The organism is Maritimimonas sp. 2304DJ26-3, assembly GCF_056591635.1.
On the sequence record NZ_JBWQOK010000001.1, the window covers coordinates 109,213 to 135,826 of the forward strand.

Here is a 26,614-nt window from a genome sequence, read left to right on the forward strand (position 1 = left end):
TTTAACTTTGCAAATCTAATTAAATTTAATCTACAGATGTTTAAAAAAGGAACAAAGCCTTATAGTGTTTTTAAGAATAAATGCCCTAAATGTAATGAAGGCAATTTCTTTGAAGATAATAACCCTTTGCATTTAAAAAAGGTATTAAAAACCAATGAGCATTGTTCAAATTGTGGATTTAAATATCTGATAGAGCCTTCTTTTTTCTATGGTGCTATGTATGTATCCTATGGATTAACAGTAGCCATTTCTATCATTACTTTTTTGATCTTATATTTTTTTGGCTTAGACTTAATACAGATTTTTATAGGAATTATTATATCGTTGATATTATTTACTCCTTTTACTTTGAGATTATCCCGATTGATCTATATAAATATGTTTGTAGGATATGACCCAACATATAAAAATGAAGAGGGAATTCAAGCTGCTAAGCTTGAAAACGATCGATAGAAACTTCTTTGGGTAAATTTTCACTTTGCTCTAAGTGATTTAAGAGCAGTTTAGACATTTTTGGTGCCAACATAACGCCTCGTGTTCCAAGTCCGTTTAAGATTGCTAATTGTTGATATTCTTTATGAACACCGATTAAAGGTCGTCGATCTTTTACCGTTGGGCGAATGCCTGCTACATGCTCAACAACTTTATGATTTACATTTATAATACCATCGAGCTTTTCGATTAGCCTTCGCTTTCCTTCTTGTGTAGGAATAGAAGTTTTGTCATTCCAATTAAAAGTAGCGCCAACTTTATAGAGATCATTACCTAAAGGCATAATAAAAATAGAAGATTTAAGCATCACCTCTAACTTTAAATTAGGAGCATGAATTGTAATTAACTCACCCTTTGCTTCATTCATTGGTAAATAATTAAAATATGGGTTTTTCTTTAAACCAAATCCTTCGCAAAATACAATACACTTAGTTTTAAAATCTTTATAATCAACGTTTTGATTATTAAATTTTATTGACTCATAATCAAATTCCTCAATTAATAATTTGCCCTTCTGACATAAATAATTTTTATAATTAGCAATTAATGCTTTAGTGTCAATCTTACCTGTACCTGAAAGTTTACCGTAACCAAAAGGGGCATTTATCGCTTTATTAGAATTTTGAATTACCTCAGAAATCATATATTGTTTCAACACAGGTTTATCACAAGCAGCAAACCAGTCATTTTGCTCTTCTACCGAGGTGAAAACTCTATACGTATCTAGCTTATAATCATAAGTAGCACCTAATTTCTTCTCTAATTCATGATAGAACGGCAATGCTATTTCTAATTGATCTTGAGCATCCCAAACTGGTGTAAATCGTTTTAGAATAATAGGATTGTATGCACCTGCTGCAACTATTGAAGACTGTTGAGAATCATCCTCAAAAACTATAAAAGATTTGTTATGCTTTTCTAAAGTTTCCGCGAAAGCTAAACCCGCTAAGCCTAAACCGACAATAATATAATCTACTTGCACAGTGCAAATGTAAAAAAGAGATGCTTCGCTTTACTCAGATTAACACATAAAAAAACTCCTGCCAAAAGACAGGAGTTTTAATTTTACTTTATAAGAAACCTTAGTAGTTCCACATATCTAGTTCTTTATTTCTGATATTCTCTTTGAGTTTATCAGCTTCAAGTACTTGGAACAACGCGTTTCCTTTAATATATTCTGCAACATCTCTGTTACCATATATATTTTCTTCTCTATAAATACTGGCTACAAATCGCCTAGCATTTAGTAAATGATCGTATGACAATGGAAATGCCGAATTCTTATTATTGAACACTTTCATGTTATGAGTGACTTCTCGAGCTCCAGGATACCAAACCCAAAATAATGGGATTAACTCTTGCTCAACAGCATCTTGATCTAAGAAATTTACATCTGGTGCAACAGGCGCAATACCTAATAAACGGTATTTTAATTCACCTTGTCTTTTATCAAAGTACCACACACCTTTGATCTTAATTCCGGCAATTTCACCAGAAGTTAAATCAACTCTATCAATATACTCGTCTGTTAACTCTTCGCCAGCATTCAAAATCTCGATACCAGCATCACTAGTGTCAATTCTAGATAAACGTCCTTCAATTTCTTTGAAATTTAATTTATTCTCGAAATAAGAATCGTCATACACATCTACAATCTCTCCACTTTTAATTCCTCTAAGTAATGTATCAAAAAGAGATCTTCTGCTATAGCTTATATTACTTGTATCTACAGGGTAGTAAAAAGGTAGATTGATCTTTTCGTTCAAATCTATATATTCCCATACTACTTTAGACCATAATATATCTCTATCATCTATATATCCATACGGCAACGGTCTATCATTATCTGCAGCTAATTGCTCAACAGTTTTTACTCCTATTTCTTCAGGAATCGTTGCGTTTAATAAATTAGCTTGTGCGCTGATTGCATTTGTTGCTAAAACGATAGCACATATTGCTAAAAAACCTCTCCAATTCATAATATTACTTCTTATTATTTAATTTGTACACTTAAAGGATTTACTTTCTTTAAGTAATATCCGCTGTTACCTTGTAACGATGCTTTTACATCAAATATTGTAACAATATCTCCTTTTCTTGCTTTACCTAAAGCTCTAATAGCAGCAGCATTAAACTTTCTACCTTTTACTATTACAGTTGGTGAACCAGGTACTTTTACACTAAAACCAGATACTCCTAATTTTAAATCGAAGACGAAATCTGGAATAGCAGCCCCAATAGTTACTTTTTGTAACGTTGTCTTAGGCATTTTGATTACACCATACTCATTTCTAGCAGTCGCTGCTGGAGCAGGAATATCCTTAATTCTAAACTTTTGACTTGATGTGACTGGTGTACCATCTGGTAATTTAGCAGATACGTTAATACTAACTTCTCTACCTTTACCTGGGCTCATCATATATTTACCAATACCGCTTACTTTACGTAAACCTGCGGCATTTGCTTTTACAGCATTGTCAGGAACACCTGGCATTGAGATTGTAATGGGGTTTTGAACACCTCTATATACAACATTCATCTTATCTGCAGAGATTACAGCACTATTAGGTTTTGCAACAACTGCATAGCTAGTATTAATAGGAATCTCAACATCTTCGCCATTCTCTTTGAATACGAACTTACCTTTAAGCTCGTTCTCTCCCACATTTCCAGAAGGAAAGTTAAGCACAGCTCCACCACCTTCTATATCAGTAATTTCCTTACCATTGATAATTACTTTATGAGGTTTTAAACTTGCATCATAACGACCCAATACTACTTTACCTTTAAAGTTATTACCTTGTAATGTTGCTGGTGTTTCAGGAACTAATATAGTTGTATAGTTAGTCATTGAAACATCACTTTCTAATTGACCTTGCACCATTGCCGTAAGCATCTCATTCTCTGTAGCTTTTATATCAGCTTGCATTTGAGATAAATTTGTAACAGTAGTAATCAAAGGAAAACCTTCATAACGATTGTTAATCCATGGTTGAGTACCGTCTTCAATTTCTTGATCAGAAGTATCAAAACGTTTATTTACATCTTCTACAATAGATTTGTAATCTTTACCTAGTGCAGCAGTAACTTTTGTACGGTAATTGTTGATTTTATCTAAAAATGCTTTGCCATTTTCAGTCAACTCCTCACCTTTAAAAAAGTATGTATTTACTGCATCTTCACTATCCATAGATTCATAATCTGTAGGATCTTCAATACCTTCGATAAGATCTTGCTTCATTTTTGCTACATGAGCATTGAAATCTTGAGATAAAGCTTGAACATTTTGAGCTACTTTATTATGAGCACTAAATTTTTCTGGTTGCTCAGATGCTTTTGTTGCTAAACTTGCATACGTAGCAACATTTCTTGTCTCTGACGTTGCGTTGGCATCCGTCAGTTTTTCATTCATGAAGCCAAAAGCTGATAAAACTTGTTTTGACATATTCATTGCTAACATCGCGATGAATACCAAATACATCAAGTTAATCATCTTCTGCCTTGGTGATAATTTGCCTCCTGCCATTTTTAATAGATTTTAAGGGTTAAAGTTTCGGTTAGTTAAGCCTTAATTAAGCTCTATTATTTGACATTGCAGATAACATACCACCATACACTCCATTTAATGAAGATAAGTTAGTAGCTAAAGACTCCATTTGGTCTTTTAATCTTTCAGTATTCTCGGCAACAGCATCACTCATTTGAGCTTGACGTTCAGCGCTATCATACTGTACTTTATATAAACTATTCAATGACTCCATTTGAGTAGCAGCCAATGACAATTGTTCACTATATTTATTTGTAGCAGCTACAGAATTTGCAGCAGGCTCTATATTAGACGCAGCATCAGCAAAACTTTCAATACTTGTAGCTAAACGACCCATTTTTTCTGAATCTAAATTAGCCTCTGCCAACATTGAATCTAACTTATCAGATAGACCTTCTCCATTTACTCCACCTCTTTCACCAGCTTCTCCGCCAGCCAATTCTGGGTATACTAAAGACCAGTCTAAATCTTCTTCTACATCTTCAAAAGCAGACATTACAAATATTAATGCCTCAGTTACAAGACCAATGGTTAACATAACACCTCCGGTTAAAGGTCCGATGCTATAGTGTAAGATTTTAAATAATGCTCCAATTAATACTACTGCAGCTCCAAGGCCATAGGCCATGTTCATAAGTTTCTTTTTTTTGTGTGATTGTGCCATAATTTTAATTTTTAAGTTTTGGGTTAATGTTTAATTAGGGTTAGATTTAATTTTTATTTTTCTCTTTAGTAAAACAATTTTCCTGAAAAATTTCCTACTTGTTATTATTTTTTGTCTTTCATTTTTGTACCTAAGTAATCTTGAACTGTTCTAAAGCCAATGTAACTTCTTGCTGAATCTGCATACTCGTAATCACGTGTACTTACCTCCAAGAAATATGCCACATCTTTCCAAGAACCACCTCTAATTACTTTACGTTGGTTTGTTGCATCATTTACGTTAGGATTCATAGTTGAACCTAAGTAATATGATGACGGATTGTAAGCTGTATTTGTCCATTCTGAGATATTACCAGCCATATTATACAATCCATAATCGTTCGGAGTGAATGACTTAGCTTCCATAGTATATAAAGCACCGTCTACTGCATAGTCTCCTCTTTCTGGCTTAAAGTTTGCTAAGAAACATCCTCTATCGCTATAAGTATAAGGACCACCCCATGGATACTTAGCATATTCTAGACCTCCGCGAGCAGCATACTCCCACTCAGCTTCAGTTGGTAATCTAAAGCTTGGAATTTTACCACCACCTTTAGTATTTGATAAAAATTTATTTTTCTTCTGAGTTCTATAGTCACAAAATGCTTTAGCTTGATCCCAAGTTACACCCACCACTGGATAATCATTATATGCTTGATGCCAGAAATAATCTTGATGCATAGGGTCATTATACGAATAGTTGAAATCTTTTACCCATACTGTTGTATCGGGATATACCTCAACAAGGTTTTTCTTAATAAAGTCTTTTCTGTTACCGCCTCTTTTACGAGCAGCTGCTTCTCTATCAAACGTATAATACAGATATTTTAGTTTTTTAGTATTAATAGTTCTTCTACCATCATATGATTCAGAAATAGGTGCATATAAACTATCCATAGCTTCGGCATAGTACTCATCTGGGTATTGATTAACATCCCAAACCAAGTCAGCATCCCAATTTAAAGCCTTACCTTCTGTTGGTGAATTCAAATCTCCTAAACTACCATAGTTATCCATCATATACTTATAGTATACATTGGCAGTAGTATCTGGCTCAGCAAATTTATATTTTTGAATACCTTCTTCGCCTCCACTAGCTTGAGCTCCACCTTCTAAGTCAGCACTTTCTGCACCAAAACCTTGCTCTTCTGCAAGTAATGCCAATTGTGTTCTTAAGACAGAATCTCTAACTCTTACAACAAATTCTCTATATTCTGCATTGGTAATTTCCGTTTCATCCATATAGAATGGATTTACAGTTACAGTTCTTGTTGGAGAATTTAATGCTCCTGCAACATCTTCATCTTCTTTACCCATAGTAAAAGCGCCACCAGGTATTAATGTCATACCTAAAGGTTTTTCTGGAAAGAATTTTTTCTTAGAACGAACGCCTACTAACTCACCTCTGTCTCCAGATTTACAACTAGATATTAAAACTGTAACGGCTAGTAAAAAGTATACGGTTAATTTTTTCATAAATGTAAATTTATAATCCCGTTAAGGGGTACTATTATTCGTTTTTAATAAAACTTTTCTTAATTAAAATGATTCGATTTTTGTCTCGAGATCACTTTAAGAACGTGAAAAAATTAGCTTTAGTGTATGACTAGTTTAATTTTCTAAAAGTTTTCCACCATCTTTCTGGAAAAACTTGTTTACCCGCTCTCAAGTAATCTTGATACGTACAAGGAATTAACGTACGTTTTAGGAATTTATTATTTTCGTGTTGTACCTCCATCCACCAACGATCACTCTTATTACTTTTAAAGAAATTGATCGTAGTATCTTCTATAGGTACAATGTATTTTTTGTAGTCTTGTTTTGAAGTAAAAGGATATTCATTAGTTCTAAAATTATAGCCTTCTATAAAATACCAAATGATCTGAGCAATTAGTTGTGAAGTCTGATCTTGTTCGTCAAACTTAGAATTGTATTCGTAAATACCAAAAGAAGATACTTTATCACTAAGCCCTGCATATCTAGAAATTGCACAAATAGGCTCGCCATAAAATCCGTTTGGTACCGCATTATTATTTGCAGGAGCTTCTGTTCTACGAATAGCACCCAAATCTATACTCACAATATCAGAATCTCTCATTATAGGTTCAACAATTTTCACATTGTTTGCTACTTCACCTAATCTATAAATGTCAAAATGCAACTTATCTAATAATTCTATTTCTTCTTGAGAATTAAAAAATGTTTGATATCCTATATTACTAAAATTGAAAAGATTATTAGGCTTCTCCATAATAATCTTACTTAAATAAGATATTGAAGAAATATCATCTTCTAGATTTCCCAAATCAAACTTACTATCTACTACAGCAAGATTCACAGTTTGTTCTAGTTTATCGTAGGCACGATAATTAGCATAAGTTAAATCTTGACCTCCACCTATTATAATAGGTATAACACCTTTTTTAATTAATTCAGTTAAAATTTCTTGAAGTGCAAAATAAGTATCTTCAACTGTTTTACCTTTTTCAAGATTTCCTAAGTCGATGATTTTAGCAAACCAATTACCCATATATAATTGGTATAGATGTTTTCTTATAGCAGTTAGATCATTACCGCTACCTATATTATCTATGGTATTTCTATCTTCTGAAACACCAATAATCGCTAACTGTGCCTCATCTATATTTGGTAGGTCAAATTTTTTTGAATGAATTTCAATATTTTTACCAATAGTTTGCTCTTGCAGTAATGCCGTATGTGCAATGACAGCTTCATCTACAGGTAACAAAATTTCGAAACTCATGAATCTAAAAAGAATTAATGCACAAAGCTAAAATAAAAAGTGATATTATTTTTTTGCTGAAGTTTTTCTTTTAGTAGTTTTTTTCTTTGGCGTTTTTTTCTCTATAATTTCTTTAACCTCTTCTAAAGTTAATTTTTCAACCTTAGTCGTTTTAGGCAATTCAATTTTAGTCTTACCTTTAATAATATTAAAGCGACCCCATCGCGCTTTTTCAACGCGAATACCTTCTTCTTCCCAATTATGAATTACCTTTTCAATGTCCTTACGCTTTTTATCCTCTATTAATTGTTCAATATCATCTTGAGAAAGATTATCATAATCATATTTTCTATTTACATTAATAAACATTCCATTCCATTTTATAAAAGGACCGAAACGACCTACACCTTTTTGAACAGGTAGGTTCTCATATTCAGCAATTGGAGCATCTGCTTGTTGTTTTGCTTTTATCAATTCGATAGCTCTATCCATATCAACTGACATAGGATTTTCACCTTTATCTAAAGAAACAAACATTTTATCAAAACGTACATAAGGGCCAAAACGACCATTAGCAACTACAACTTCATTTCCTTCATATTCTCCTAAAGTTTTAGGGAGCTTGAATAGATCCATTGCTTCTTCATAGGTAATGTTACTCAATGTTTGCTCTCCTTGCAAGCTTGCAAATTTTGGTTTGTCTTCGTCTGTGGCCTCGCCAATTTGTACCATAGCACCGAAACGACCTAAACGAGCATAAACATTTTTACCACTATCTGGATCAACACCTAGTAGTCGCTCACCTTTTGCACGTTCTGCATTTTGTGAAACCTCCTCAACATTGGGATGAAAATCGGTATAAAAATCTTTTATCATTTCAGTCCAATTTTCTTTCCCTTCTGCAATTTCATCAAAGTCTTGTTCAACCTTAGCTGTAAATCCGAAATCTAATATTGTAGAAAAATTTTCTACCAAAAAATCATTTACGATTTTACCAATATCCGTAGGAACTAACTTTCCTTTATCGGCTCCAACTTTTTCAGATAGAACCTTATCAGTAACCGAATTATTACTTAATGTTATTTGTGTATACTTTCTTTCTTTACCCTCAACCATTCCTTTTTCAATATACTCTCTACGTTGAATAGTAGAAATTGTTGGTGCATATGTGGAAGGACGACCGATCCCTAATTCTTCTAATTGCTTTACTAAAGAAGCTTCTGTAAATCTAGCCGGAGGTCTTGAATATCTTTCAGTTGCTGTAATAAAATTATTTTCTATCTCTTCATTAACTGATAACTTTGGTAACATTCCTGATTGCTCTTCATCTTCTATATCTGTACCTTCTAAATATACTTTTAGAAAACCATCAAATGTTATCACCTCTCCATTTGCAGTTAAAACCTCATTACTTTTATTATTAGAAATTTTAACATTAGTGCGCTCTAATTTAGCTTCACTCATTTGCGAGGCAATTGTTCGTTTCCAAATCAAACTATACAAGCGATCTTGGTCATAATCAACCGACACAGTATGACGACTCATGTTGGTTGGTCTAACCGCTTCGTGAGCCTCTTGAGCTCCTTTAGCTTTAGATTTATAATTTCTTGGAGTGCTGTATTGTTCACCATAAGAATCGATAATTTCTTGTTGAGCAGCATTTTTAGCATCATCAGAAAGATTCACACTATCTGTTCTCATATAGGTAATCAAACCCGCTTCATATAAGCGCTGAGCAATAGTCATCGTTTTCCCTACAGGAAAGAATAATTTACGAGCAGCTTCTTGCTGTAAAGTAGATGTTGTAAAAGGTGCCGCAGGTGATTTCTTTGCTGGTTTTGTTTGTAAGTCAGCAACCCTAAAATCAGCATTAATACATGAATTTAAAAAACTTTCAGCTTCAGCTCTTGTTTTAAAATTCTTAGGTAATTTCGCTTTAAATTTTTTACCATTGCTATTTATAAATTCAGCATCAATTCTATACGATGCTTCAGCTTTAAAATCTTCTATTTGTCTCTCACGTTCAACTATTAATCTAACCGCAACCGACTGGACTCTACCAGCAGAAAGACCTCCTTTTACTTTTCTCCATAAAACAGGAGACAGTTCATAACCCACCAATCTATCTAATACACGGCGTGCTTGTTGTGCATTTACTAAATTATAATTGATACTTCTCGGATTTTCAACAGCATTTAAAATGGCTTTTTTAGTAATTTCATGAAAAACTATACGCTTCGTTTTATCATCACTCAATTTCAATTGCTCGTATAAGTGCCACGCTATGGCTTCTCCTTCTCTATCTTCATCACTAGCTAACCAAACTGTTTCGGCTTTTTTAGCTAAGTCTTTTAACTTTTTAACTACAGCTTTTTTATCTGTAGAAACTTTATAACTAGGCTTAAAATCTCCATCAACATTTATCCCCAATTCCTTGGAAGGAAGATCTGCAATATGTCCAAAGCTAGATTCTACTTGAAAATCTTTTCCTAAAAATTTCTCTATAGTTTTAGCCTTAGCTGGTGACTCAACAATTACTAAATTTTTTGCCATCAATGGTTTTTTTGAGGGTACAAATGTATATCAAAAAATGTTTATGCTCAAAATTTCAAATTTTGGTAAGTATAATTTTGATAGGATTTAAAAGAAGAAAATTAAAAATTGACACCGTAACTAATGCTTCCAAAACCATGAAATTTTGATAAAGGAGTTTCTCTGGAGTTAAAATTATAGCTAAATCTAAAAACGCTTTTTTTTCCTTTGCTTACTAGTCCAACCTTCCAATTAAATATATTCTTTTCAGCATCTGATGTAAATAAAACATCTTCTTCAAAAATATTTCCTTCTATTAATGTATTATGAAAAACCAGTCGATGACCAAAAGAAATAAAACCAAAAAGTTCTTTTTTTTTAGAAGTATTGATGGTAGTAAATCTTGATGAGTTTTTAAACTCATTTAGTTTTCCGAAAAAATAATATACTTCATTATCAATAAACGTGTCTTTAGTTCCTAAGACTGGGCTCGTGGAAATTATCAATGAATTCTGTTGATTTGAAACTAATGAATAATTGAGTTGCGCTTCTAAATTCACCAGCCATTTATATGAAATTTGCTCTATCCAAGTTGCTTTTCTTATACCAACTCTAGAATGAGCCCAATCTTGAAATGTTTTTGCTAATGATTCATCCCCAGTGACGCCAGTCTCAAGCCCCAGAAAAATACTGTACTTATTCTTAATACTACCAACTCTAATTTTACCAAATAACCAACCTGCATAAGGCCTATGAAATCTATCAACATCTACATAATCTACATCTTGAGGTGTAAATATTTGATTTCCGACTGATAATTCATATTGGAACTTTGAATCTTTACCAGAGTCGGGGAATTTATATCGATCAATACTTCTCTTATAAGTTAGAAATAATCCACTAGTATAATATTTATCAGAAAGTAAAAACTCATCATTATCAAATCTAAGTTCAATTTGATTGCTATATTCTTGAGCTCTTGTAAATAAAAAACAAGCTAATAAAAGAAAAAGAGGGGAATAGTATTTCAAGTCTAAGGGCGTAAGGGCTAGGTGCTAAATTAACAAAAACACAACATAAAATAGCTGTCATTTTGTCATATTTTTTAGAAATTGGTTGTATATTTGCAATCCATTTTTAACTAATGAGTGTAGAGAAAATTATAGAAGAGCAAAAGCAAGGTAAAGCTTTAATTACGGATAAGGTTGAAGGAAATAGTAGAAAACTATTTATTGAGAGCTATGGTTGCCAAATGAATATGAACGATAGTGAAATTGTAGCATCAATTTTAGCTAAAGAAGGGTTTAATACTACTCAACAACTAGAAGATGCCGATCTAGTTTTAGTAAATACTTGCTCAATTAGAGATAAGGCAGAACAAACTGTTCGTAAACGATTACAATATTACAACAAAGTAAAAGAGATAAATCCATCAATGAAAGTTGGCGTACTTGGTTGCATGGCAGAACGCCTTAAAGCAAAATTTTTAGAAGAAGAAAAAATTGTTGATTTAGTAGTTGGACCTGATGCATACCGTGATTTACCTAATCTTGTTGAAGAAGTTGAAGCTGGTCGCGATGCTGTAAATGTAATTCTTTCTAAAGATGAAACTTATGGAGATGTTTCACCTGTTCGCTTAAATTCTAACGGAGTATCTGCTTTTGTTTCGATTACAAGAGGGTGCGATAACATGTGCACCTTTTGTGTAGTACCATTTACTCGAGGTCGCGAGCGTAGTCGAGATCCAAAAAGTATTTTAGAAGAAGTTCGAGAAATGCATAATAAGAACTTTAAAGAAATTACATTGCTTGGTCAAAATGTTGATAGTTACTTATGGTACGGAGGAGGACTAAAAAAAGATTTTAAAAATGCATCTGATATAGCTAAGGCAACTGCAGTAAATTTTGCGCAGCTTTTGGACATGTGTGCATCTGAGTTTCCGAAAATGCGTTTTCGTTTTTCAACATCTAATCCTCAAGATATGACACTTGATGTTATTCATGTTATGGCCAAACATAAGAACATTTGTAAATATATCCACTTACCAGTTCAAAGTGGCAGTAATAAAATACTTAAAGCTATGAATCGACAACATACGCGTGAAGAGTATATGGAGCTGGTTGATAATATTTATAAAATCATCCCAGAAATGGCATTGAGTCAAGATATGATTGCAGGTTTCTGTGGTGAAACAGAAGAAGATCACCAAGACACGTTGTCTATGATGGAGTATGTAAAGTATGATTTCGGATTTATGTTTGCCTATTCTGAACGCCCAGGTACTTTAGCGGCTAAAAAATTCGAAGATGATATCCCATTAGCTACAAAAAAAAGACGCTTGGCCGAAATTATTTCTTTACAGCAAGAACACTCGCATTTTAGAACCAAACAACATGTTGGTAACGTAGAAGAGGTTCTAATTGAAGGAATTTCTAAAAAATCTGACGCTCATTTCAAAGGACGTAATACACAGAACACCGTTGTAGTTTTTCCAAAAGAAAATTACAAATTAGGTGATTTTGTAAATGTAAAAATTGAAGATTGCACCTCAGCTACTCTAATTGGTAAAGCTGTTGGCTATTCTGATAACAATTAATATGGACAATTTACAAACCATAAAACAAAGATTCGGTATTATTGGTAACGATATGTTACTTAACCGTGCTTTAGAAAAAGCGACTAGAGTAGCGCCTACAGATATTTCTGTTTTGGTTACTGGTGAAAGTGGTGTTGGTAAAGAAAATATTCCGAAAATCGTTCATCAACTGTCTCACAGAAAGCATGCAAAATATATTGCCGTTAATTGTGGTGCTATACCAGAGGGGACTATCGACAGTGAGTTATTTGGGCATGAAAAAGGATCTTTTACAGGAGCAACTCAAACTCGAAATGGTTATTTTGAAGTTGCTGATGGTGGAACTATTTTTTTAGATGAAGTTGGCGAATTGCCATTAACTACTCAAGTACGTTTATTACGTGTATTAGAGAATGGTGAATTTATAAAAGTCGGATCTTCTAAAGTTCAAAAAACAAATGTACGTATTGTTGCAGCGACCAATGTAAATATGATGGAGGCCATTCAAAAAGGCAAATTTCGTGAAGATCTATATTACAGATTAAGCACCGTTGAAATTCATTTGCCGGCACTTAGAAAGCGCAAAGAAGATATTCATTTATTATTTAGAAAGTTCGCTTCAGATTTTGCTCAGAAATATAATATGCCTACTATTCGACTAGAAGATGAAGCCGTTAAAATTTTATTGAATTATGCTTGGCGCGGAAACATTCGCCAATTAAGAAATATTACAGAACAAATTTCTGTAATTGAGCAAAACAGAGCTATTTCTGCTCAAACTTTAAAAAACTATTTACCAGAATATAGCGGTAATTTTCCAGCATTAATTGATAATAAATCTAATAGCACCAATAGTGATTTCGCAAACGAACGTGAAATACTTTACAAAGTGCTATTCGATATGAAAAATGATATAAATGATCTTAAAAAGTTGACTTTAGAGTTAATGGAAAATGGTAATGATATTCAAGTAAAAGAAGATAATCAACGCCTAATACAAAAAATTTATGGAGATTCTGATGATAAAGAAGACAACTTAGTAGAAATTATTCCGGCTCAAAAGAATGAAGTCTTTCAACCAGAAGAAGATCGCTATTTACACGTAGAAGATGTAGAAGAGAGTTTATCATTACAAGAGAAAGAGTTTGAACTAATAAAAAAAGCTCTTGAAAGAAATAATAATAAGAGAAAATTAGCAGCAAAAGAGCTAGGTATTTCTGAAAGAACCTTATATAGAAAAATAAAACAATTCGATTTGTAAATCAGTTAGTTTAATCGTTTATTTGCTAACTTTCTATTTGTAATAACCCCAATGAAAAGAATTACTTCTTTAGTTTTAATACTCTCAATCTTTACCTTAACCGGATGTGGAGTTTATTCTTTTACAGGAGGAAGCACGGGTGATGCTAAAACAATTCAAATAGACTATTTCCCTAATAATGCTCCGTTAGTCGAGCCAACTCTAAGTCAAATATTTACTCAGGATCTTCAAGATCTGTTTTTACGACAAACGAGTTTGGACTTGGTTAGAACAGGTGGAGATTTACATTTAGAAGGAGAAATAACAGACTATCGAATAATTCCTATTAGTGCTACTGCAGAACAAACAGCAGCTCAGAATAGATTAAATATAAGTATAAGAGTTCGCTTTTATAATAGACTTATACCAGAAGATGATTTTGATAAAACATTTTCATTCTTTTCTGACTTCGACGCTAACGCTCAACTAACAGGATCAGTTTTAGAATCTGCTTTAGAAGAAATATTTAATCGTATAACTCAAGATATTTTTAACGCCTCGGTAGCTAAATGGTAATATGAAATTAGAAGATTTCACATATTTATTAAAGCAACCTTGCGAAATTACAAGCGAGCAAACCAATGCAGTAGAGGGTATTCTTGAGAATTATCCTTATTTCCAAGCTGCTCGTGTTTTGCATTTAAAAGGATTAAAAAAGCAGAGCAGTTATAAATACAATAACGCTTTAAAAACAACTGCTGCTTATACTACAAATCGTACTATTCTTTTTGACTTCATTACTCAAGACACATTAGATGTTGTAAGAAAAGAAGCTAAAGAAGATACTATAATTAAAGAGTCAGAAATTGTAGATTTAGAAATCGTAGAAGTTGAATCCAATACTGAATCCGCAGTAGAAGTAATTAAAAAGCCTGTTCTAGAAAGTCTACAAATAGGGCAACCTCTTGAATTTGACACTTCAGAAAAACACTCTTTTAATGAATGGTTACAGTTAACATCTTTTCGTCCTATCAAACGAATTGAAGAGAAGATTACTCCTGAAAAAGAAAATAAAAATTTCGACCTTATTGATCAATTTTTAGAAGCTAAACCAAAAATTAAACCTAATAAATCAACAGAGAAATTTGATGTTTCATTAGATAGTATTTCAGAAAATGAAACACTAATGACCGAAACGTTGGCGCGGGTTTATTTAGAACAAAAAAAATATGAAAAAGCTATAAAAGCTTTTAAGATATTAAGTTTGAAATATCCAGAAAAAAGTGGTTTCTTTGCGGACCGAATTAAAGCGGTTAAATTTTTACAAAAGAATAATTCATAAATCATGTCTTATACATTATTTTTAATCTTAATAATTATTGTAGCTGTATTGCTTATTTTAATAGTAATGGTACAAAACCCCAAAGGTGGTGGATTATCATCTTCATTTGGAGGGCAAGGTAGCCAAGGTTTTGGTGGTGGTGTACAGAGTACAACAAACTTTCTAGACAGAAGCACTTGGACTTTAGCTATTGCATTGTTTGCATTAATCTTATTATCAAACTTCGCAATACCTAGAGAAAATTCTGTAGATAATAATTCAGCTTTAGAAAATACAATAAACGAAAGAGAAGTTACAGACGAAGTACCAACATTAAATGATGTTCAAAACCAGAACACTTCTCAACAAGATTCAACGAACTAATTCAAATATTTTGATATTTTGAAGCAAAATGCCAACGAAAATGACACGTTGGCATTTTTTATTTATAATAAAATTACAAAATGTCACCTTTTAGGTCTTGGCACACTTTTAGCAAATTAATCTTCGATTAACATTCAATAAAAATTTAAAAAATGAGTAAAATAAAAATCAAACCATTAGCCGATAGAGTTGTTATAGAACCTCTAGCTGCTGAGACTAAAACTGCTTCAGGAATTTACATTCCAGATTCTGCAAAAGAAAAACCTCAACAAGGTAAAGTTGTAGCTGTTGGTAAAGGCACAAAAGATGAACCAACTACTGTTAAAGTTGGTGATACTGTACTTTACGGAAAATATGCAGGTACTGAGCTAAAACTTGATGGTGGTGACTATTTAATCATGAGAGAAAGCGACATCTTCGCTATTTTATAATATTAGAATTAATCAAAACAGAAATTAAAGATGGCAAAAGATATAAAATTTGATATAGAAGCTCGCGATGGATTAAAGCGTGGAGTTGATGCATTGGCAAATGCAGTAAAAGTAACTTTAGGACCTAAAGGTCGTAATGTAGTAATTGGCAAAGCTTTTGGTGGACCAGCCATTACAAAAGATGGTGTTTCAGTTGCTAAAGAGATTGAGTTAGAAGATGCACTAGAAAACATGGGTGCTCAAATGGTTAAAGAAGTAGCTTCTAAGACTAATGATCTAGCGGGTGATGGTACAACAACTGCTACCGTTTTAGCTCAGGCTATCGTAAAAGAAGGTTTAAAAAATGTTGCTGCAGGTGCAAATCCAATGGATTTAAAACGCGGTATCGACAAAGCTGTAAGTGCTATTGTAGCTGACCTTGCAAAGCAATCTCAGGTAGTTGGTAATAAAATTGATAAGATTAAACAAGTAGCTTCAATATCTGCTAACAATGATGAAAGCGTTGGTGATCTAATAGCTCAGGCTTTTGAAAAAGTAGGTAAAGAAGGTGTTATCACTGTTGAAGAAGCCAAAGGAACTGACACTTATGTGGATATCGTAGAAGGAATGCAGTTTGACAGAGGATATTTATCTCCTTACTTCGTTACTGATTCTGAAAAAATGGTCACTGATCTTGAGAGCCCTTATATCTTATTATTTGATAAGAAAATTTCTTCTATGAAGGATTTATTACCAGTTCTAGAACCAGTTGCACAAACAGGCAAACCTTTATTAATTATTGCTGAAGATGTAGAAGGTGAAGCTTTAGCTACATTAGTAGTTAATAAGTTACGTGGTGCTCTAAAAATTGCTGCAGTTAAAGCTCCAGGGTTTGGCGATAGACGTAAAGCAATGTTAGAAGATATCGCTATCCTTACTGGTGGTACTGTAATTTCTGAAGAAAGAGGATTTACTTTAGAAAATACTACTATTGATATGTTAGGTGTTGCTGAAAGAGTTACTATAGATAAAGATAACACGACTGTTGTAAATGGTAATGGTAAAAAAGCAGACATTAAAGGGAGAGTAAATCAAATTAAAGCTCAAATTGAAACTACTACTTCTGATTACGATAGAGAAAAACTTCAAGAACGTTTGGCTAAGTTAGCTGGAGGTGTCGCTGTTCTTTATGTTGGTGCTGCTTCTGAAGTAGAAATGAAAGAAAAGAAAGACAGAGTTGATGATGCTTTACATGCTACGCGTGCAGCGGTTGAAGAAGGTATTGTTGCCGGTGGTGGTGTTGCTTTAGTTAGGGCTAAAGATGTGCTAGCAAAGTTAACAACTGATAATTTAGATGAAGTAACGGGTATTCAAATTATAGCTCGTGCTATTGAAGCTCCATTACGTATTATTGCTGAGAACGCAGGTAGTGAAGGGTCTGTTGTAGTTGCTAAAGTAATGGAAGGCAAAAAAGATTTTGGCTTTAATGCTAAAACAGAAGAGTATGTAAATATGCTAAAAGCTGGAATTATTGATCCAACTAAAGTTACTCGAATTGCATTAGAAAATGCGGCTTCAGTTTCTGGTATGGTATTAACAACAGAATGTGCTTTGGTAGACATTAAAGAAGATGTACCTGCAGGTGGCGGTATGCCTCCAATGGGTGGTGGTATGCCTGGTATGATGTAATGGTAAATCGCCATAGATAAATTAAAACGCCGCAAAATTTGCGGCGTTTTTTTATATCAATATTTTAGAAAATAATAGCCCATCTTAAGTCTTCTAAACTGGTATAATTATTGATGAATTAATAATACTATTTATACTTAACTTCTAACTCATTGCTATGAAATCAGCCATCATTAATGTTGGAGTGAATCAGTTCTTAAAAGTATTACTGGCAACTACACTCTTTATTAGCTCCATCTATTCAAACGCATTTAATGAAAATTTGAAAACCAAATTTTCAATTTCAAAACTCAAAGATTCAATTTCCCATACTGAAAAAGTTTATATTCATTTTGATAAATCTTATTATTCTTCAGGTGAGTTTATGTGGTTTAAAACTTATTTGGTAAGTGCCAATACCAATAAACCAAACACAATAAGTAAAATTGTTCATGTAGAACTCATTGATCCAAACAATAAAATTATTGACTCTAGAACTATTAAAATAGAAAATGGAGGTGGCGATGGTGAATTTTATTTACCTATCCAGTTAAATTCTGGTGAATATACTATAAGGGCCTATACCAACTTTATGAGAAACTTTGACGCCGCTTACTTTTTCACAAAAAAGATCAATATCAGAAATCAACAGTCAGTAGTAAATAATGAACCACAGTTTATAAATACTTCGATAGAAAACAAAACTGAAAGTAATGTTGAATTAAAACCAGATGTGCAGTTTTTTCCAGAAGGAGGATATATGGTTGCTAATAAAACAAACGCTATAGCATTTAAAGCAATCGGTACAGATGGTAAAAGTATTGCTATTTCTGGAACCATATTAAACTCCAAAAATAAAATAATTCAAACTTTTAATACTCAAAAACTTGGGTTTGGAAAATTTGAACTCACTCCTAAAAAAGATGGGATCTATAAAGCAACAATAAATTTTGAAGATTATAACTATAGTTACAAATTACCCAAAGCCCTTGAAACTGGTGTTACCATGAAAGTAATAGATCGAAAAGGTAAATACCAGGTCTATTTGGTTTCTTCTTTGCCAAAAGGGGTCAGTGGTCTAGCTTTAACTGCATTACAAAATGGTAAAATTGTTTCTATAGGTCAATTGAAAGGTACAAAAGACAAAGGCATTATTAACATACCAAAAAAAGATTTAAAACTTGGTATTGCCCAATTTACAATCTTAGACAATGATCAAAAACCATTATGCGAACGATTGGTATTTGTTGACACTGATGAACTTTTACCTACAATTTCTATATATCCAAACAAAAAACAATATCAAAAAAGAGAATTAATTGAATTAAATTTTGATTTAAATGGTATCGAACAAGTGAATGCTTCAGTAGCTATTACGGATGTATCTGTTGTAAATCCTGATACCTATGGTTTAGATATCAAATCTCATCTACTATTAAACTCTGAATTAAAAGGGGAAATAGAACAACCAGGCTACTACTTTGATCTTAAAAATAAAGACAGAAAACAACTATTAGATCTTCTAATGATGACTCAAGGTTGGAGGCAATTTCTATGGAATTATACTGATGATAATTCTATCAACAACAACAAAAAATACGATCACGAAACCGGCATTAGTATAAAAGGAACTGTTAAATACAAAGATGATCTAGAAAAAACAGCCTCTACCGAAGTATCATTAACTTATATGAATAAAGATGAAATGGTTGATAATAAAATGAGGTCTTTAAAAGATGGCAAATTTCATTTTGGCGACTATCAATTTAATGATAGTACGTCTGTAATTATACAAGCAAAAAACTATAAGATTAGAAAAAGAAAGAGAAAAGAAGATCTAAAAGAAGTGGTAAAAGATTACATCATAGAATTAGATTCATTTATCCCTCATAAAATCAAAAATAAAACCTTACAACTAAATAAGAGTATTGAAAATATTAATGAACTAATTGAATCTGATTATATAGCACGCTCTAGAAAAGCACGCTTAAACTCCGTAATACCTTTTGAGGATGAATTCGAAAAATTAGATGAAGTTACTGTAAAACATACTCGAGTAAAAAAAGAAATTAAAGAAAAATTTAAAAATCGAGGGATTATTTATAGACAACCAAGTTATAGAGTTGACATGGACAATATTCAGACTACTATCAGTAACAAAAATGTGATAGCAGCCTTGAAGGGAAAAGTACCTGGGTTAAGAATTAGTGGCGATATTGATAACGCTATGACCCAAATTAGCTGGCCCAATAGTACAAGGGTAACCTCCAATGGACTAGGCAAAGTAACTCATGAATCACCTATTGAACCAACAATCGCAAGTAATTATTCAATCAGTATCAGAGGAGGATTAAAAGATCCTCTTATCCTTGTAAACAATTTTCCAGTTCAAGATTTTTCAAGTATACTCGCTTCCGATGTAAGTTTTGTAGACATTTTATCACCTGCGAGATCTGCAATGTATGGTTCAAGGGGAATGGGAGGTGTTATTTCTATACATACCAAAAGAGGTAATGAAGATAGGTTTCTAGAAAAAAAAGAAAGAACAGGTATTATTAATTTTATTCATCCGGGTTTTTATAAGGCTCGAAAATTTTATGAACCAAACTATAATGTTGAAAAACCCGATCATAAAAATTTTGACTATAGAACTACAATTCATTGGCAACCTACAATACAACTAGGCAAAAAGAAGAAATCAAAAGTCTCTTTTTACACTGCCGATACTCCAACGACCTATAGAGTTGAGCTGCAAGGTATTTCAAAAGAAGGTATACCAATAGTAAGCGAAGCTTATATTAACATAAACTAGTTCAGGTTCTTTTATTTTTGATATATAGAACCATAATATTTACGTTAAATTTTAAAGTAAATGAAACCAAATACCAATCAAAACAAGATTAACTTACTAGTAAAAACATTATTAGTAATTACTCTTCTAATTACTTTAACTCTTCCAAATGTATTAGCTAAAAATATAAAAATAGACCTTAATACCATTATTTTACAAGACTCTATTTCCCATACTGAAAAAATTTATATTCATTTTGATAAACCTTACTATTCTTCAGGTGAGTTTATGTGGTTTAAAACCTATTTGGTAAGTGCCAATACCAATAAACCAAACACAATAAGTAAAATTGTTCATGTAGAGCTCATTGATCCAAACAATAAAATTATTGACTCTAGAACTATTAAAATAGAAAATGGAGGTGGCGATGGTGAATTTTATTTACCTATCCAGTTAAATTCTGGTGAATATACTATAAGGGCCTATACCAACTTTATGAGAAACTTTGACGCCGCTTACTTTTTCACAAAAAAGATCAATATCAGAAATCAACAGTCAGTAGTAAATAATGAACCACAGTTTATAAATACTTCGATAGAAAACAAAACTGAAAGTAATGTTGAATTAAAACCAGATGTGCAGTTTTTTCCAGAAGGAGGATATATGGTTGCTAATAAAACAAACGCTATAGCATTTAAAGCAATCGGTACAGATGGTAAAAGTATTGCTATTTCTGGAACCATATTAAACTCCAAAAATAAAATAATTCAAACTTTTAATACTCAAAAACTTGGGTTTGGAAAATTTGAACTCACTCCTAAAAAAGATGGGATCTATAAAGCAACAATAAATTTTGAAGATTATAACTATAGTTACAAATTACCCAAAGCCCTTGAAACTGGTGTTACCATGAAAGTAATAGATCGAAAAGGTAAATACCAGGTCTATTTGGTTTCTTCTTTGCCAAAAGGGGTCAGTGGTCTAGCTTTAACTGCATTACAAAATGGTAAAATTGTTTCTATAGGTCAATTGAAAGGTACAAAAGACAAAGGCATTATTAACATACCAAAAAAAGATTTAAAACTTGGTATTGCCCAATTTACAATCTTAGACAATGATCAAAAACCATTATGCGAACGATTGGTATTTGTTGACACTGATGAACTTTTACCTACAATTTCTATATATCCAAACAAAAAACAATATCAAAAAAGAGAATTAATTGAATTAAATTTTGATTTAAATGGTATCGAACAAGTGAATGCTTCAGTAGCTATTACGGATGTATCTGTTGTAAATCCTGATACCTATGGTTTAGATATCAAATCTCATCTACTATTAAACTCTGAATTAAAAGGGGAAATAGAACAACCAGGCTACTACTTTGATCTTAAAAATAAAGACAGAAAACAACTATTAGATCTTCTAATGATGACTCAAGGTTGGAGGCAATTTCTATGGAATTATACTGATGATAATTCTATCAACAACAACAAAAAATACGATCACGAAACCGGCATTAGTATAAAAGGAACTGTTAAATACAAAGATGATCTAGAAAAAACAGCCTCTACCGAAGTATCATTAACTTATATGAATAAAGATGAAATGGTTGATAATAAAATGAGGTCTTTAAAAGATGGCAAATTTCATTTTGGCGACTATCAATTTAATGATAGTACGTCTGTAATTATACAAGCAAAAAACTATAAGATTAGAAAAAGAAAGAGAAAAGAAGATCTAAAAGAAGTGGTAAAAGATTACATCATAGAATTAGATTCATTTATCCCTCATAAAATCAAAAATAAAACCTTACAACTAAATAAGAGTATTGAAAATATTAATGAACTAATTGAATCTGATTATATAGCACGCTCTAGAAAAGCACGCTTAAACTCCGTAATACCTTTTGAGGATGAATTCGAAAAATTAGATGAAGTTACTGTAAAACATACTCGAGTAAAAAAAGAAATTAAAGAAAAATTTAAAAATCGAGGGATTATTTATGGCCGACCTACACAAAGAGTAGACATGGACGATATACAAACTTTTGGAACGAATAATATCATGGTGGCTTTACGAAATAAAGTCCCTGGGTTAAGAATGCAAGGGAATATAGCAAACCCTATTTCTTATCCTGACGGGAAAGGTGGATTAGTAAAGAATTATCAAATTGTATATAGAGGACGACCAATATTAATTTTAATGAACAATTTTCCTATAGGAGATGACTTTGCATCTATATATGCAGAAGATGTAAGTTTTGTAGACTTTATATCACCACTTAGAGCCAGAATACTATTTGGCCCAAAAGCTTTCGGTGGGGCAATTTCTATACATACTAAAAGAGGAAGTGAATACATTAAAAACAGAAAGAGAAACGGCATTATCAATTTTATTCATCCGGGTTTTTATAAGGCTAGAAAGTTTTATAAACCGAATTATAGTGTTAAAAAACCGGAACATAATAATTTTGATTATAGAACCACAATACATTGGGAGCCAACAATACAACAAAACACAAATAAGAAATTAAAAACGTCATTTTATGCTGCTGATATACCCACTACTTACAGGATTGATATTCAAGGTATATCAGAAGAGGGAATACCAATTACACAAGTAAAGTATATCAATGTTGAATAACTAATTCTCAAAAATTTCTGTATCTGGATAGAATGCCCCTATAGAAAACCAATATGCTATGAATGAATTTGTCGGTTTTAATTTTTGACCTCTTCTTGGTCCTTTTATGGCTTCACCAAAAACATTCCATTCGTTACCTTCATTATCTGTAAAAAACACCTCTGAATTGTTAAATGTATATTCGAACTCTAAATTATTTACAGCAGCTTCATATACAAAAGACACAATAATTGTATTATCTCCAATCACTACGATATCTTTTCCATTAAAAGTATCATAAATTACATTACTATTATTAAAAGAATTAAACCTATACGCTTTTGCTTTTCCATCATCAATTACAGAGTGTACTCTTTCCTTTCTAGGCAATCGTCCATCGTCTCTACTTAAAGGGAAAATTAAATTATCATTATTTGTTCTGTAATCTCCATAGGGGTATGTACCATATGTTCTATCAAATCCGGTGTCAGTGCTTAAAATTTTAGTATTAGGATACATCATTTTCCATACAAACCAATTAGTTTCTACAACTTGCGCTAACTCCGGCGCTGTACCTATTAAACTTCCGTTCACACATTCTAAACGTATTTGTGACCAATTACTACTAGTTGATCTGTCGAATGGTATAACATTATTATTGTATAGTAAACCAGAAACCCCAAAAGAAGTTTTAATTCCATTAACATTTCTATCCCAGCCTATTGCACTCCCTGTCAAAGGACAGTAAGTAACAGCAACAGATTCATTACCCAAATCATCATTTACTATCTCATGCCAATCTAATATATAATGTGGATATGCTCTTATCTCGCCACCCACTTTAATACCTACAATTCTTTCTTCATCTCTTAATAATCCTGGAGCTTGATCAGCATTTAAAAATTTGGGATCGTCAATTGAAGGAATTCCATCTCTACCTGGACCACCATCTCTGACCTGAGAAATAGGTATTAACCATTCGTTTGTATCTCCGCTTAAATTATCCCCAACGCCAATAGGATTGCCATCTACCACAACACTTGTTTCTTGGTCACTACTACTGCATGAATAAATACCTATACATGCAATAAAAATTAACATTACTATTTTTTTCATAATTGTGAGTTATTAAAGTTAATTTCATTCTTCTTAAGATTCAAATCGATTAAAAGGCCACTTGTTAATCTATAGGTTGGTGTTAATTGTGTACCATCTACATTACTAATTATAGGTAACTCAGCCCTAGTAATAAAGGAAATCTGTTGTGATATTTTAACCAACACACTAGGCATAAAAAAGATCCAATTTCCACCTGTGTTACTCAATTGAATATTATCTACCTTATCTTTTTTGGCATTCCTATATTTAATTGTAATACTTGGTGAGAATAATGTGTTATTAAAAACTAAAAATTCATCTGATATACTTAAAAAAAACTGTGACTCGTTTCCATACTCATAGATTTGCGCTCCTGCTAAATAATCTTTATTTTTTCCGGTTGATCGGTAAATAAATCTACTCGAAAAAGTTGTACTAGGTCTAAAATTAAAATTTTTAGAAACCGAAGTAAAAAATACACCATCCCACGCACCACTACCTGGTTGTAAATCTGCAATATAAGTAATGCCAATATCGCTTGTTTCATTATAAGAACCTAAAGGTATTTTGGTTCCAAGACCAAGTGTCACATTACTATTTTTGCCTAAAATCTTTAAAAAACCATACTTTACCAAAAAAACCGCATCACCAATTCCATTTGTTTTTTGAATATCAGAATTCCCAAATTGATTTATTATTCTTCTTTGATTTACCCACGTGAATAAGCTTTCTATAGATAACCTGTCAGTAAAAGAATAAGATGAATTAAAAAGAATAGAATGTGTTGTTCGCTTTCTAGAATCATCATCTAGCCTTTCACTACCTGCATTTAACGTATTTAAATTATTAAAATCATAGTTAACACTTATTTGTAAATGACCTTTGCCTAAATTTTCTAAACCCAGGCTATTTGAAAGTGGTATACCTCCTGAACAACATGTTTGTCCAAATACAGTCCCAATTATTACCGTGAAACATAATGAAAACGAAATTCTAATCTTCACAAAACTAACCTTTGACTATATTACGGTCGGCTAGAGGATCTAGAACTTACATATTATAGTAATTTATATCTTTATAGAAATCAAAACTTAACCATGAAGAAGATCAACTGGCAATATACTCTTGGTGAAATATTAATAGTGATTATTGGAATCACCATTGCTTTTAGTTTAAATAAATGCTCTGAAAATAGTCAGAATGAAAAAGTACAGAAACTATATCTAAAAAATCTAAAAAATGATATAGAGACTGATAAAAAGAATCTTATCAAAAATTTGGAAAACCTAAAGTCTAAAAAAGATCTAATATATAACACGTTTAGATATTTTAATCCGAAACTACCTAAAAGAGACTCTGTTTTAATTAATAACTTTTTTAAAACTGCGCAGGTAATTGAATTCTCCCCCAAAAGCACTACACATCAAACTCTTATGAATTCTGGAGACTTAAAACTAATAAATGATTTCGAATTAAGAACTTCAATACAAGAACATTATAGAAAATATGGCTCTTTGCAGCAAGATTATGACCGAATGGAAAATATTAGTAAAGAATATATAGCTGATTATTTTATCTATAATATTGATATGGACAAATTTAGAAGAAAAGAGAAGGCTTTTGATAATGAAAAATTATTAAAAAGCATTATGCAAAGTATGTATGGAGCTATAGGTTTAAAAATAACCTCAACGGAAAAAAGTATTCAAAGCTGTAATCAAATTTTAGGAAAATTAAATAACTCACTAAACTAAAAATGCGACAATAAGCCGCATTTTAAAATTATTATTATTCAACCTTATTTGATTGAATCTTTATCATGTCCGTCACCTTCTTCATGATCTTCATGCATTTCAACTTTCTTTTCTTTGAGGTCCATTTTACAAACTGGGCAAGTACCAGCTTCTGTGTAACTTTTACCCTTTTCACAATCCATTGGGCATTGATACAACACATCGTTAGAAGCTAAAACCTCTTTTGCTTCTTCCTTAACTTCTTCCTTTACCTCTGCCTCTGTTTTTACATCTTCCTTTTTATTTTTTTTACAAGATGTAACTGTAAAAGCTGTAAAACATACAACTGCTAATACTAAAATTAATTTTTTCATTTGGTTTAATTATTTATTATTAATGATGTTTTTTAACTTCACCATCTCTATATCTACAGCAAGCATCTAAACTATCATATACCTCCTGTGTTGCTTTAACTTCTTTGGTATCATGCCCAACTTTAGCTAAAGCTTTTTTTATTTCTAATGTCGAAGTTTTCTTATTGTTATAGATGCAATATAACTCTTTTGTATCTACATTCCAAGAAGCGAATTTTACCCCTTTAGTCAGCGTCAGTGTTTTTTCAATTCTGTCTTTACACATTGAACAAACTCCTTCTACTTCAAATCTAACTTTAGACGTTTTTGATTGTTTTTGTGCTTCCGCGGAAAGCGTAAATGATACAATTGCTATAAGTATAAAAACGATTTTCTTCAT

The 26,614-nt window shown here is 32.1% G+C and carries 23 protein-coding genes; 11 read left to right on the plus strand and 12 right to left on the minus strand.

Annotation, left to right across the window (positions count from 1 at the left end):
* Positions 1–36 precede the first annotated feature (36 nt).
* Entirely contained in the window at positions 37–453 is a 417-nt protein-coding gene (locus AC1EUV_RS00520) for a DUF983 domain-containing protein (protein ID WP_480196700.1), read from the plus strand.
* Here AC1EUV_RS00520 and AC1EUV_RS00525 read toward each other — a convergent pair.
* From AC1EUV_RS00525 to AC1EUV_RS00560, 8 genes are all read right to left on the minus strand, one after another.
* Positions 431–1,474, minus strand: a complete 1,044-nt coding sequence (locus tag AC1EUV_RS00525; protein WP_480196701.1) for an NAD(P)/FAD-dependent oxidoreductase — start codon at positions 1,472–1,474, stop codon at positions 431–433. The two genes, AC1EUV_RS00520 and AC1EUV_RS00525, sit on opposite strands and share 23 nt — an antisense overlap.
* 100 nt (positions 1,475–1,574) lie before the next feature.
* Entirely contained in the window at positions 1,575–2,471 is an 897-nt protein-coding gene (gene porN / locus AC1EUV_RS00530; protein ID WP_480196702.1) for a type IX secretion system ring subunit PorN/GldN, read from the minus strand.
* A 14-nt stretch (positions 2,472–2,485) separates the two neighbouring features.
* Positions 2,486–4,018 (minus strand): type IX secretion system motor protein PorM/GldM, encoded by a 1,533-nt coding sequence (gene porM, locus AC1EUV_RS00535; protein WP_480196703.1) that lies wholly within the window; start codon positions 4,016–4,018, stop codon positions 2,486–2,488.
* Between the two features lie 46 nt (positions 4,019–4,064).
* Positions 4,065–4,703, minus strand: coding sequence for a type IX secretion system motor protein PorL/GldL (gene porL, locus AC1EUV_RS00540; protein WP_480196704.1), 639 nt, complete (start codon positions 4,701–4,703; stop codon positions 4,065–4,067).
* Positions 4,704–4,807: 104 nt separating this feature from the next.
* Positions 4,808–6,217, minus strand: coding sequence for a T9SS ring complex lipoprotein PorK/GldK (porK, locus tag AC1EUV_RS00545; protein WP_480196705.1), 1,410 nt, complete (start codon positions 6,215–6,217; stop codon positions 4,808–4,810).
* 130 nt (positions 6,218–6,347) lie between these two features.
* Positions 6,348–7,505 (minus strand): formimidoylglutamase, encoded by a 1,158-nt coding sequence (locus AC1EUV_RS00550; protein WP_480196706.1) that lies wholly within the window; start codon positions 7,503–7,505, stop codon positions 6,348–6,350.
* A 45-nt stretch (positions 7,506–7,550) separates the two neighbouring features.
* On the minus strand, positions 7,551–10,037 hold the full coding sequence (topA, locus tag AC1EUV_RS00555) for a type I DNA topoisomerase (protein ID WP_480196707.1): 2,487 nt from the start codon (positions 10,035–10,037) through the stop codon (positions 7,551–7,553).
* A gap of 101 nt (positions 10,038–10,138) precedes the next feature.
* The gene (locus AC1EUV_RS00560; RefSeq protein ID WP_480196708.1) at positions 10,139–11,047 is read right to left on the minus strand and encodes a lipid A-modifier LpxR family protein; all 909 of its coding nucleotides are present in this window, start codon (positions 11,045–11,047) and stop codon (positions 10,139–10,141) included.
* A gap of 113 nt (positions 11,048–11,160) precedes the next feature.
* Between AC1EUV_RS00560 and miaB the strand changes: the two genes are divergently transcribed.
* The 9 genes from miaB (at position 11,161) to AC1EUV_RS00605 (ending at position 23,051) form a co-directional block, all read left to right on the plus strand.
* Complete coding sequence (miaB, locus tag AC1EUV_RS00565; protein ID WP_480196709.1) at positions 11,161–12,612, plus strand: tRNA (N6-isopentenyl adenosine(37)-C2)-methylthiotransferase MiaB; 1,452 nt, start codon at positions 11,161–11,163, stop codon at positions 12,610–12,612.
* A 1-nt stretch (position 12,613) separates the two neighbouring features.
* Complete coding sequence (locus AC1EUV_RS00570; protein WP_480196710.1) at positions 12,614–13,852, plus strand: sigma-54 interaction domain-containing protein; 1,239 nt, start codon at positions 12,614–12,616, stop codon at positions 13,850–13,852.
* A gap of 51 nt (positions 13,853–13,903) precedes the next feature.
* The gene (gene lptE, locus AC1EUV_RS00575) at positions 13,904–14,407 is read left to right on the plus strand and encodes an LPS assembly lipoprotein LptE (RefSeq protein ID WP_480196711.1); all 504 of its coding nucleotides are present in this window, start codon (positions 13,904–13,906) and stop codon (positions 14,405–14,407) included.
* 1 nt (position 14,408) lies between these two features.
* Entirely contained in the window at positions 14,409–15,173 is a 765-nt protein-coding gene (locus AC1EUV_RS00580) for a tetratricopeptide repeat protein (protein WP_480196712.1), read from the plus strand.
* Between the two features lie 3 nt (positions 15,174–15,176).
* Positions 15,177–15,536, plus strand: a complete 360-nt coding sequence (gene secG / locus AC1EUV_RS00585; RefSeq protein WP_480196713.1) for a preprotein translocase subunit SecG — start codon at positions 15,177–15,179, stop codon at positions 15,534–15,536.
* A gap of 152 nt (positions 15,537–15,688) precedes the next feature.
* Positions 15,689–15,967 carry a co-chaperone GroES gene (locus tag AC1EUV_RS00590; protein WP_480195456.1) on the plus strand — a complete coding sequence of 93 codons (279 nt, stop codon included), beginning with the start codon at positions 15,689–15,691 and terminating at the stop codon, positions 15,965–15,967.
* A gap of 30 nt (positions 15,968–15,997) precedes the next feature.
* Positions 15,998–17,635 carry a chaperonin GroEL gene (gene groL, locus AC1EUV_RS00595; protein WP_480196714.1) on the plus strand — a complete coding sequence of 546 codons (1,638 nt, stop codon included), beginning with the start codon at positions 15,998–16,000 and terminating at the stop codon, positions 17,633–17,635.
* 157 nt (positions 17,636–17,792) lie between these two features.
* Positions 17,793–20,426 (plus strand): TonB-dependent receptor plug domain-containing protein, encoded by a 2,634-nt coding sequence (locus AC1EUV_RS00600; RefSeq protein WP_480196715.1) that lies wholly within the window; start codon positions 17,793–17,795, stop codon positions 20,424–20,426.
* Positions 20,427–20,486: 60 nt separating this feature from the next.
* The gene (locus tag AC1EUV_RS00605; RefSeq protein WP_480196716.1) at positions 20,487–23,051 is read left to right on the plus strand and encodes a hypothetical protein; all 2,565 of its coding nucleotides are present in this window, start codon (positions 20,487–20,489) and stop codon (positions 23,049–23,051) included.
* Here the strand turns inward: AC1EUV_RS00605 and AC1EUV_RS00610 are convergent, their stop codons facing one another.
* Both AC1EUV_RS00610 and AC1EUV_RS00615 read right to left on the minus strand, forming a co-directional pair.
* Complete coding sequence (locus AC1EUV_RS00610; protein WP_480196717.1) at positions 23,052–24,146, minus strand: DUF3179 domain-containing protein; 1,095 nt, start codon at positions 24,144–24,146, stop codon at positions 23,052–23,054. It abuts the gene before it with no gap.
* On the minus strand, positions 24,143–25,132 hold the full coding sequence (locus tag AC1EUV_RS00615) for a hypothetical protein (RefSeq protein ID WP_480196718.1): 990 nt from the start codon (positions 25,130–25,132) through the stop codon (positions 24,143–24,145). The genes AC1EUV_RS00610 and AC1EUV_RS00615 overlap by 4 nt, the downstream gene beginning before the upstream one ends.
* Positions 25,133–25,225: 93 nt before the next feature.
* Between AC1EUV_RS00615 and AC1EUV_RS00620 the strand changes: the two genes are divergently transcribed.
* Positions 25,226–25,882, plus strand: a complete 657-nt coding sequence (locus AC1EUV_RS00620; RefSeq protein ID WP_480196719.1) for a DUF6090 family protein — start codon at positions 25,226–25,228, stop codon at positions 25,880–25,882.
* 44 nt (positions 25,883–25,926) lie between these two features.
* Here the strand turns inward: AC1EUV_RS00620 and AC1EUV_RS00625 are convergent, their stop codons facing one another.
* Together AC1EUV_RS00625 and AC1EUV_RS00630 are read right to left on the minus strand one after the other, a co-directional pair.
* Positions 25,927–26,235, minus strand: coding sequence for a heavy metal-binding domain-containing protein (locus AC1EUV_RS00625; protein WP_480196720.1), 309 nt, complete (start codon positions 26,233–26,235; stop codon positions 25,927–25,929).
* Between the two features lie 19 nt (positions 26,236–26,254).
* Positions 26,255–26,614, minus strand: coding sequence for a heavy-metal-associated domain-containing protein (locus AC1EUV_RS00630; RefSeq protein WP_480196721.1), 360 nt, complete (start codon positions 26,612–26,614; stop codon positions 26,255–26,257).

What these genes read in the sequence shown, in the direction of transcription:
- miaB (WP_480196709.1), top strand. Translation starts at nt 11,161, where the DNA reads ATGAGTGTAGAGAAAATTATAGAAGAGCAAAAGCAAGGTAAAGCTTTA.
- AC1EUV_RS00625 (WP_480196720.1), bottom strand. Translation starts at nt 26,235, where the DNA reads ATGAAAAAATTAATTTTAGTATTAGCAGTTGTATGTTTTACAGCTTTT.
- AC1EUV_RS00570 (WP_480196710.1), top strand. Translation starts at nt 12,614, where the DNA reads ATGGACAATTTACAAACCATAAAACAAAGATTCGGTATTATTGGTAAC.
- porL (WP_480196704.1), bottom strand. Translation starts at nt 4,703, where the DNA reads ATGGCACAATCACACAAAAAAAAGAAACTTATGAACATGGCCTATGGC.
- AC1EUV_RS00605 (WP_480196716.1), top strand. Translation starts at nt 20,487, where the DNA reads ATGAAACCAAATACCAATCAAAACAAGATTAACTTACTAGTAAAAACA.
- AC1EUV_RS00520 (WP_480196700.1), top strand. Translation starts at nt 37, where the DNA reads ATGTTTAAAAAAGGAACAAAGCCTTATAGTGTTTTTAAGAATAAATGC.
- porN (WP_480196702.1), bottom strand. Translation starts at nt 2,471, where the DNA reads ATGAATTGGAGAGGTTTTTTAGCAATATGTGCTATCGTTTTAGCAACA.
- AC1EUV_RS00550 (WP_480196706.1), bottom strand. Translation starts at nt 7,505, where the DNA reads ATGAGTTTCGAAATTTTGTTACCTGTAGATGAAGCTGTCATTGCACAT.
- AC1EUV_RS00580 (WP_480196712.1), top strand. Translation starts at nt 14,409, where the DNA reads ATGAAATTAGAAGATTTCACATATTTATTAAAGCAACCTTGCGAAATT.
- groL (WP_480196714.1), top strand. Translation starts at nt 15,998, where the DNA reads ATGGCAAAAGATATAAAATTTGATATAGAAGCTCGCGATGGATTAAAG.
- AC1EUV_RS00620 (WP_480196719.1), top strand. Translation starts at nt 25,226, where the DNA reads ATGAAGAAGATCAACTGGCAATATACTCTTGGTGAAATATTAATAGTG.
- AC1EUV_RS00590 (WP_480195456.1), top strand. Translation starts at nt 15,689, where the DNA reads ATGAGTAAAATAAAAATCAAACCATTAGCCGATAGAGTTGTTATAGAA.
- secG (WP_480196713.1), top strand. Translation starts at nt 15,177, where the DNA reads ATGTCTTATACATTATTTTTAATCTTAATAATTATTGTAGCTGTATTG.
- topA (WP_480196707.1), bottom strand. Translation starts at nt 10,037, where the DNA reads ATGGCAAAAAATTTAGTAATTGTTGAGTCACCAGCTAAGGCTAAAACT.
- lptE (WP_480196711.1), top strand. Translation starts at nt 13,904, where the DNA reads ATGAAAAGAATTACTTCTTTAGTTTTAATACTCTCAATCTTTACCTTA.
- AC1EUV_RS00630 (WP_480196721.1), bottom strand. Translation starts at nt 26,614, where the DNA reads ATGAAGAAAATCGTTTTTATACTTATAGCAATTGTATCATTTACGCTT.
- AC1EUV_RS00600 (WP_480196715.1), top strand. Translation starts at nt 17,793, where the DNA reads ATGAAATCAGCCATCATTAATGTTGGAGTGAATCAGTTCTTAAAAGTA.
- AC1EUV_RS00610 (WP_480196717.1), bottom strand. Translation starts at nt 24,146, where the DNA reads ATGAAAAAAATAGTAATGTTAATTTTTATTGCATGTATAGGTATTTAT.
- porK (WP_480196705.1), bottom strand. Translation starts at nt 6,217, where the DNA reads ATGAAAAAATTAACCGTATACTTTTTACTAGCCGTTACAGTTTTAATA.
- porM (WP_480196703.1), bottom strand. Translation starts at nt 4,018, where the DNA reads ATGGCAGGAGGCAAATTATCACCAAGGCAGAAGATGATTAACTTGATG.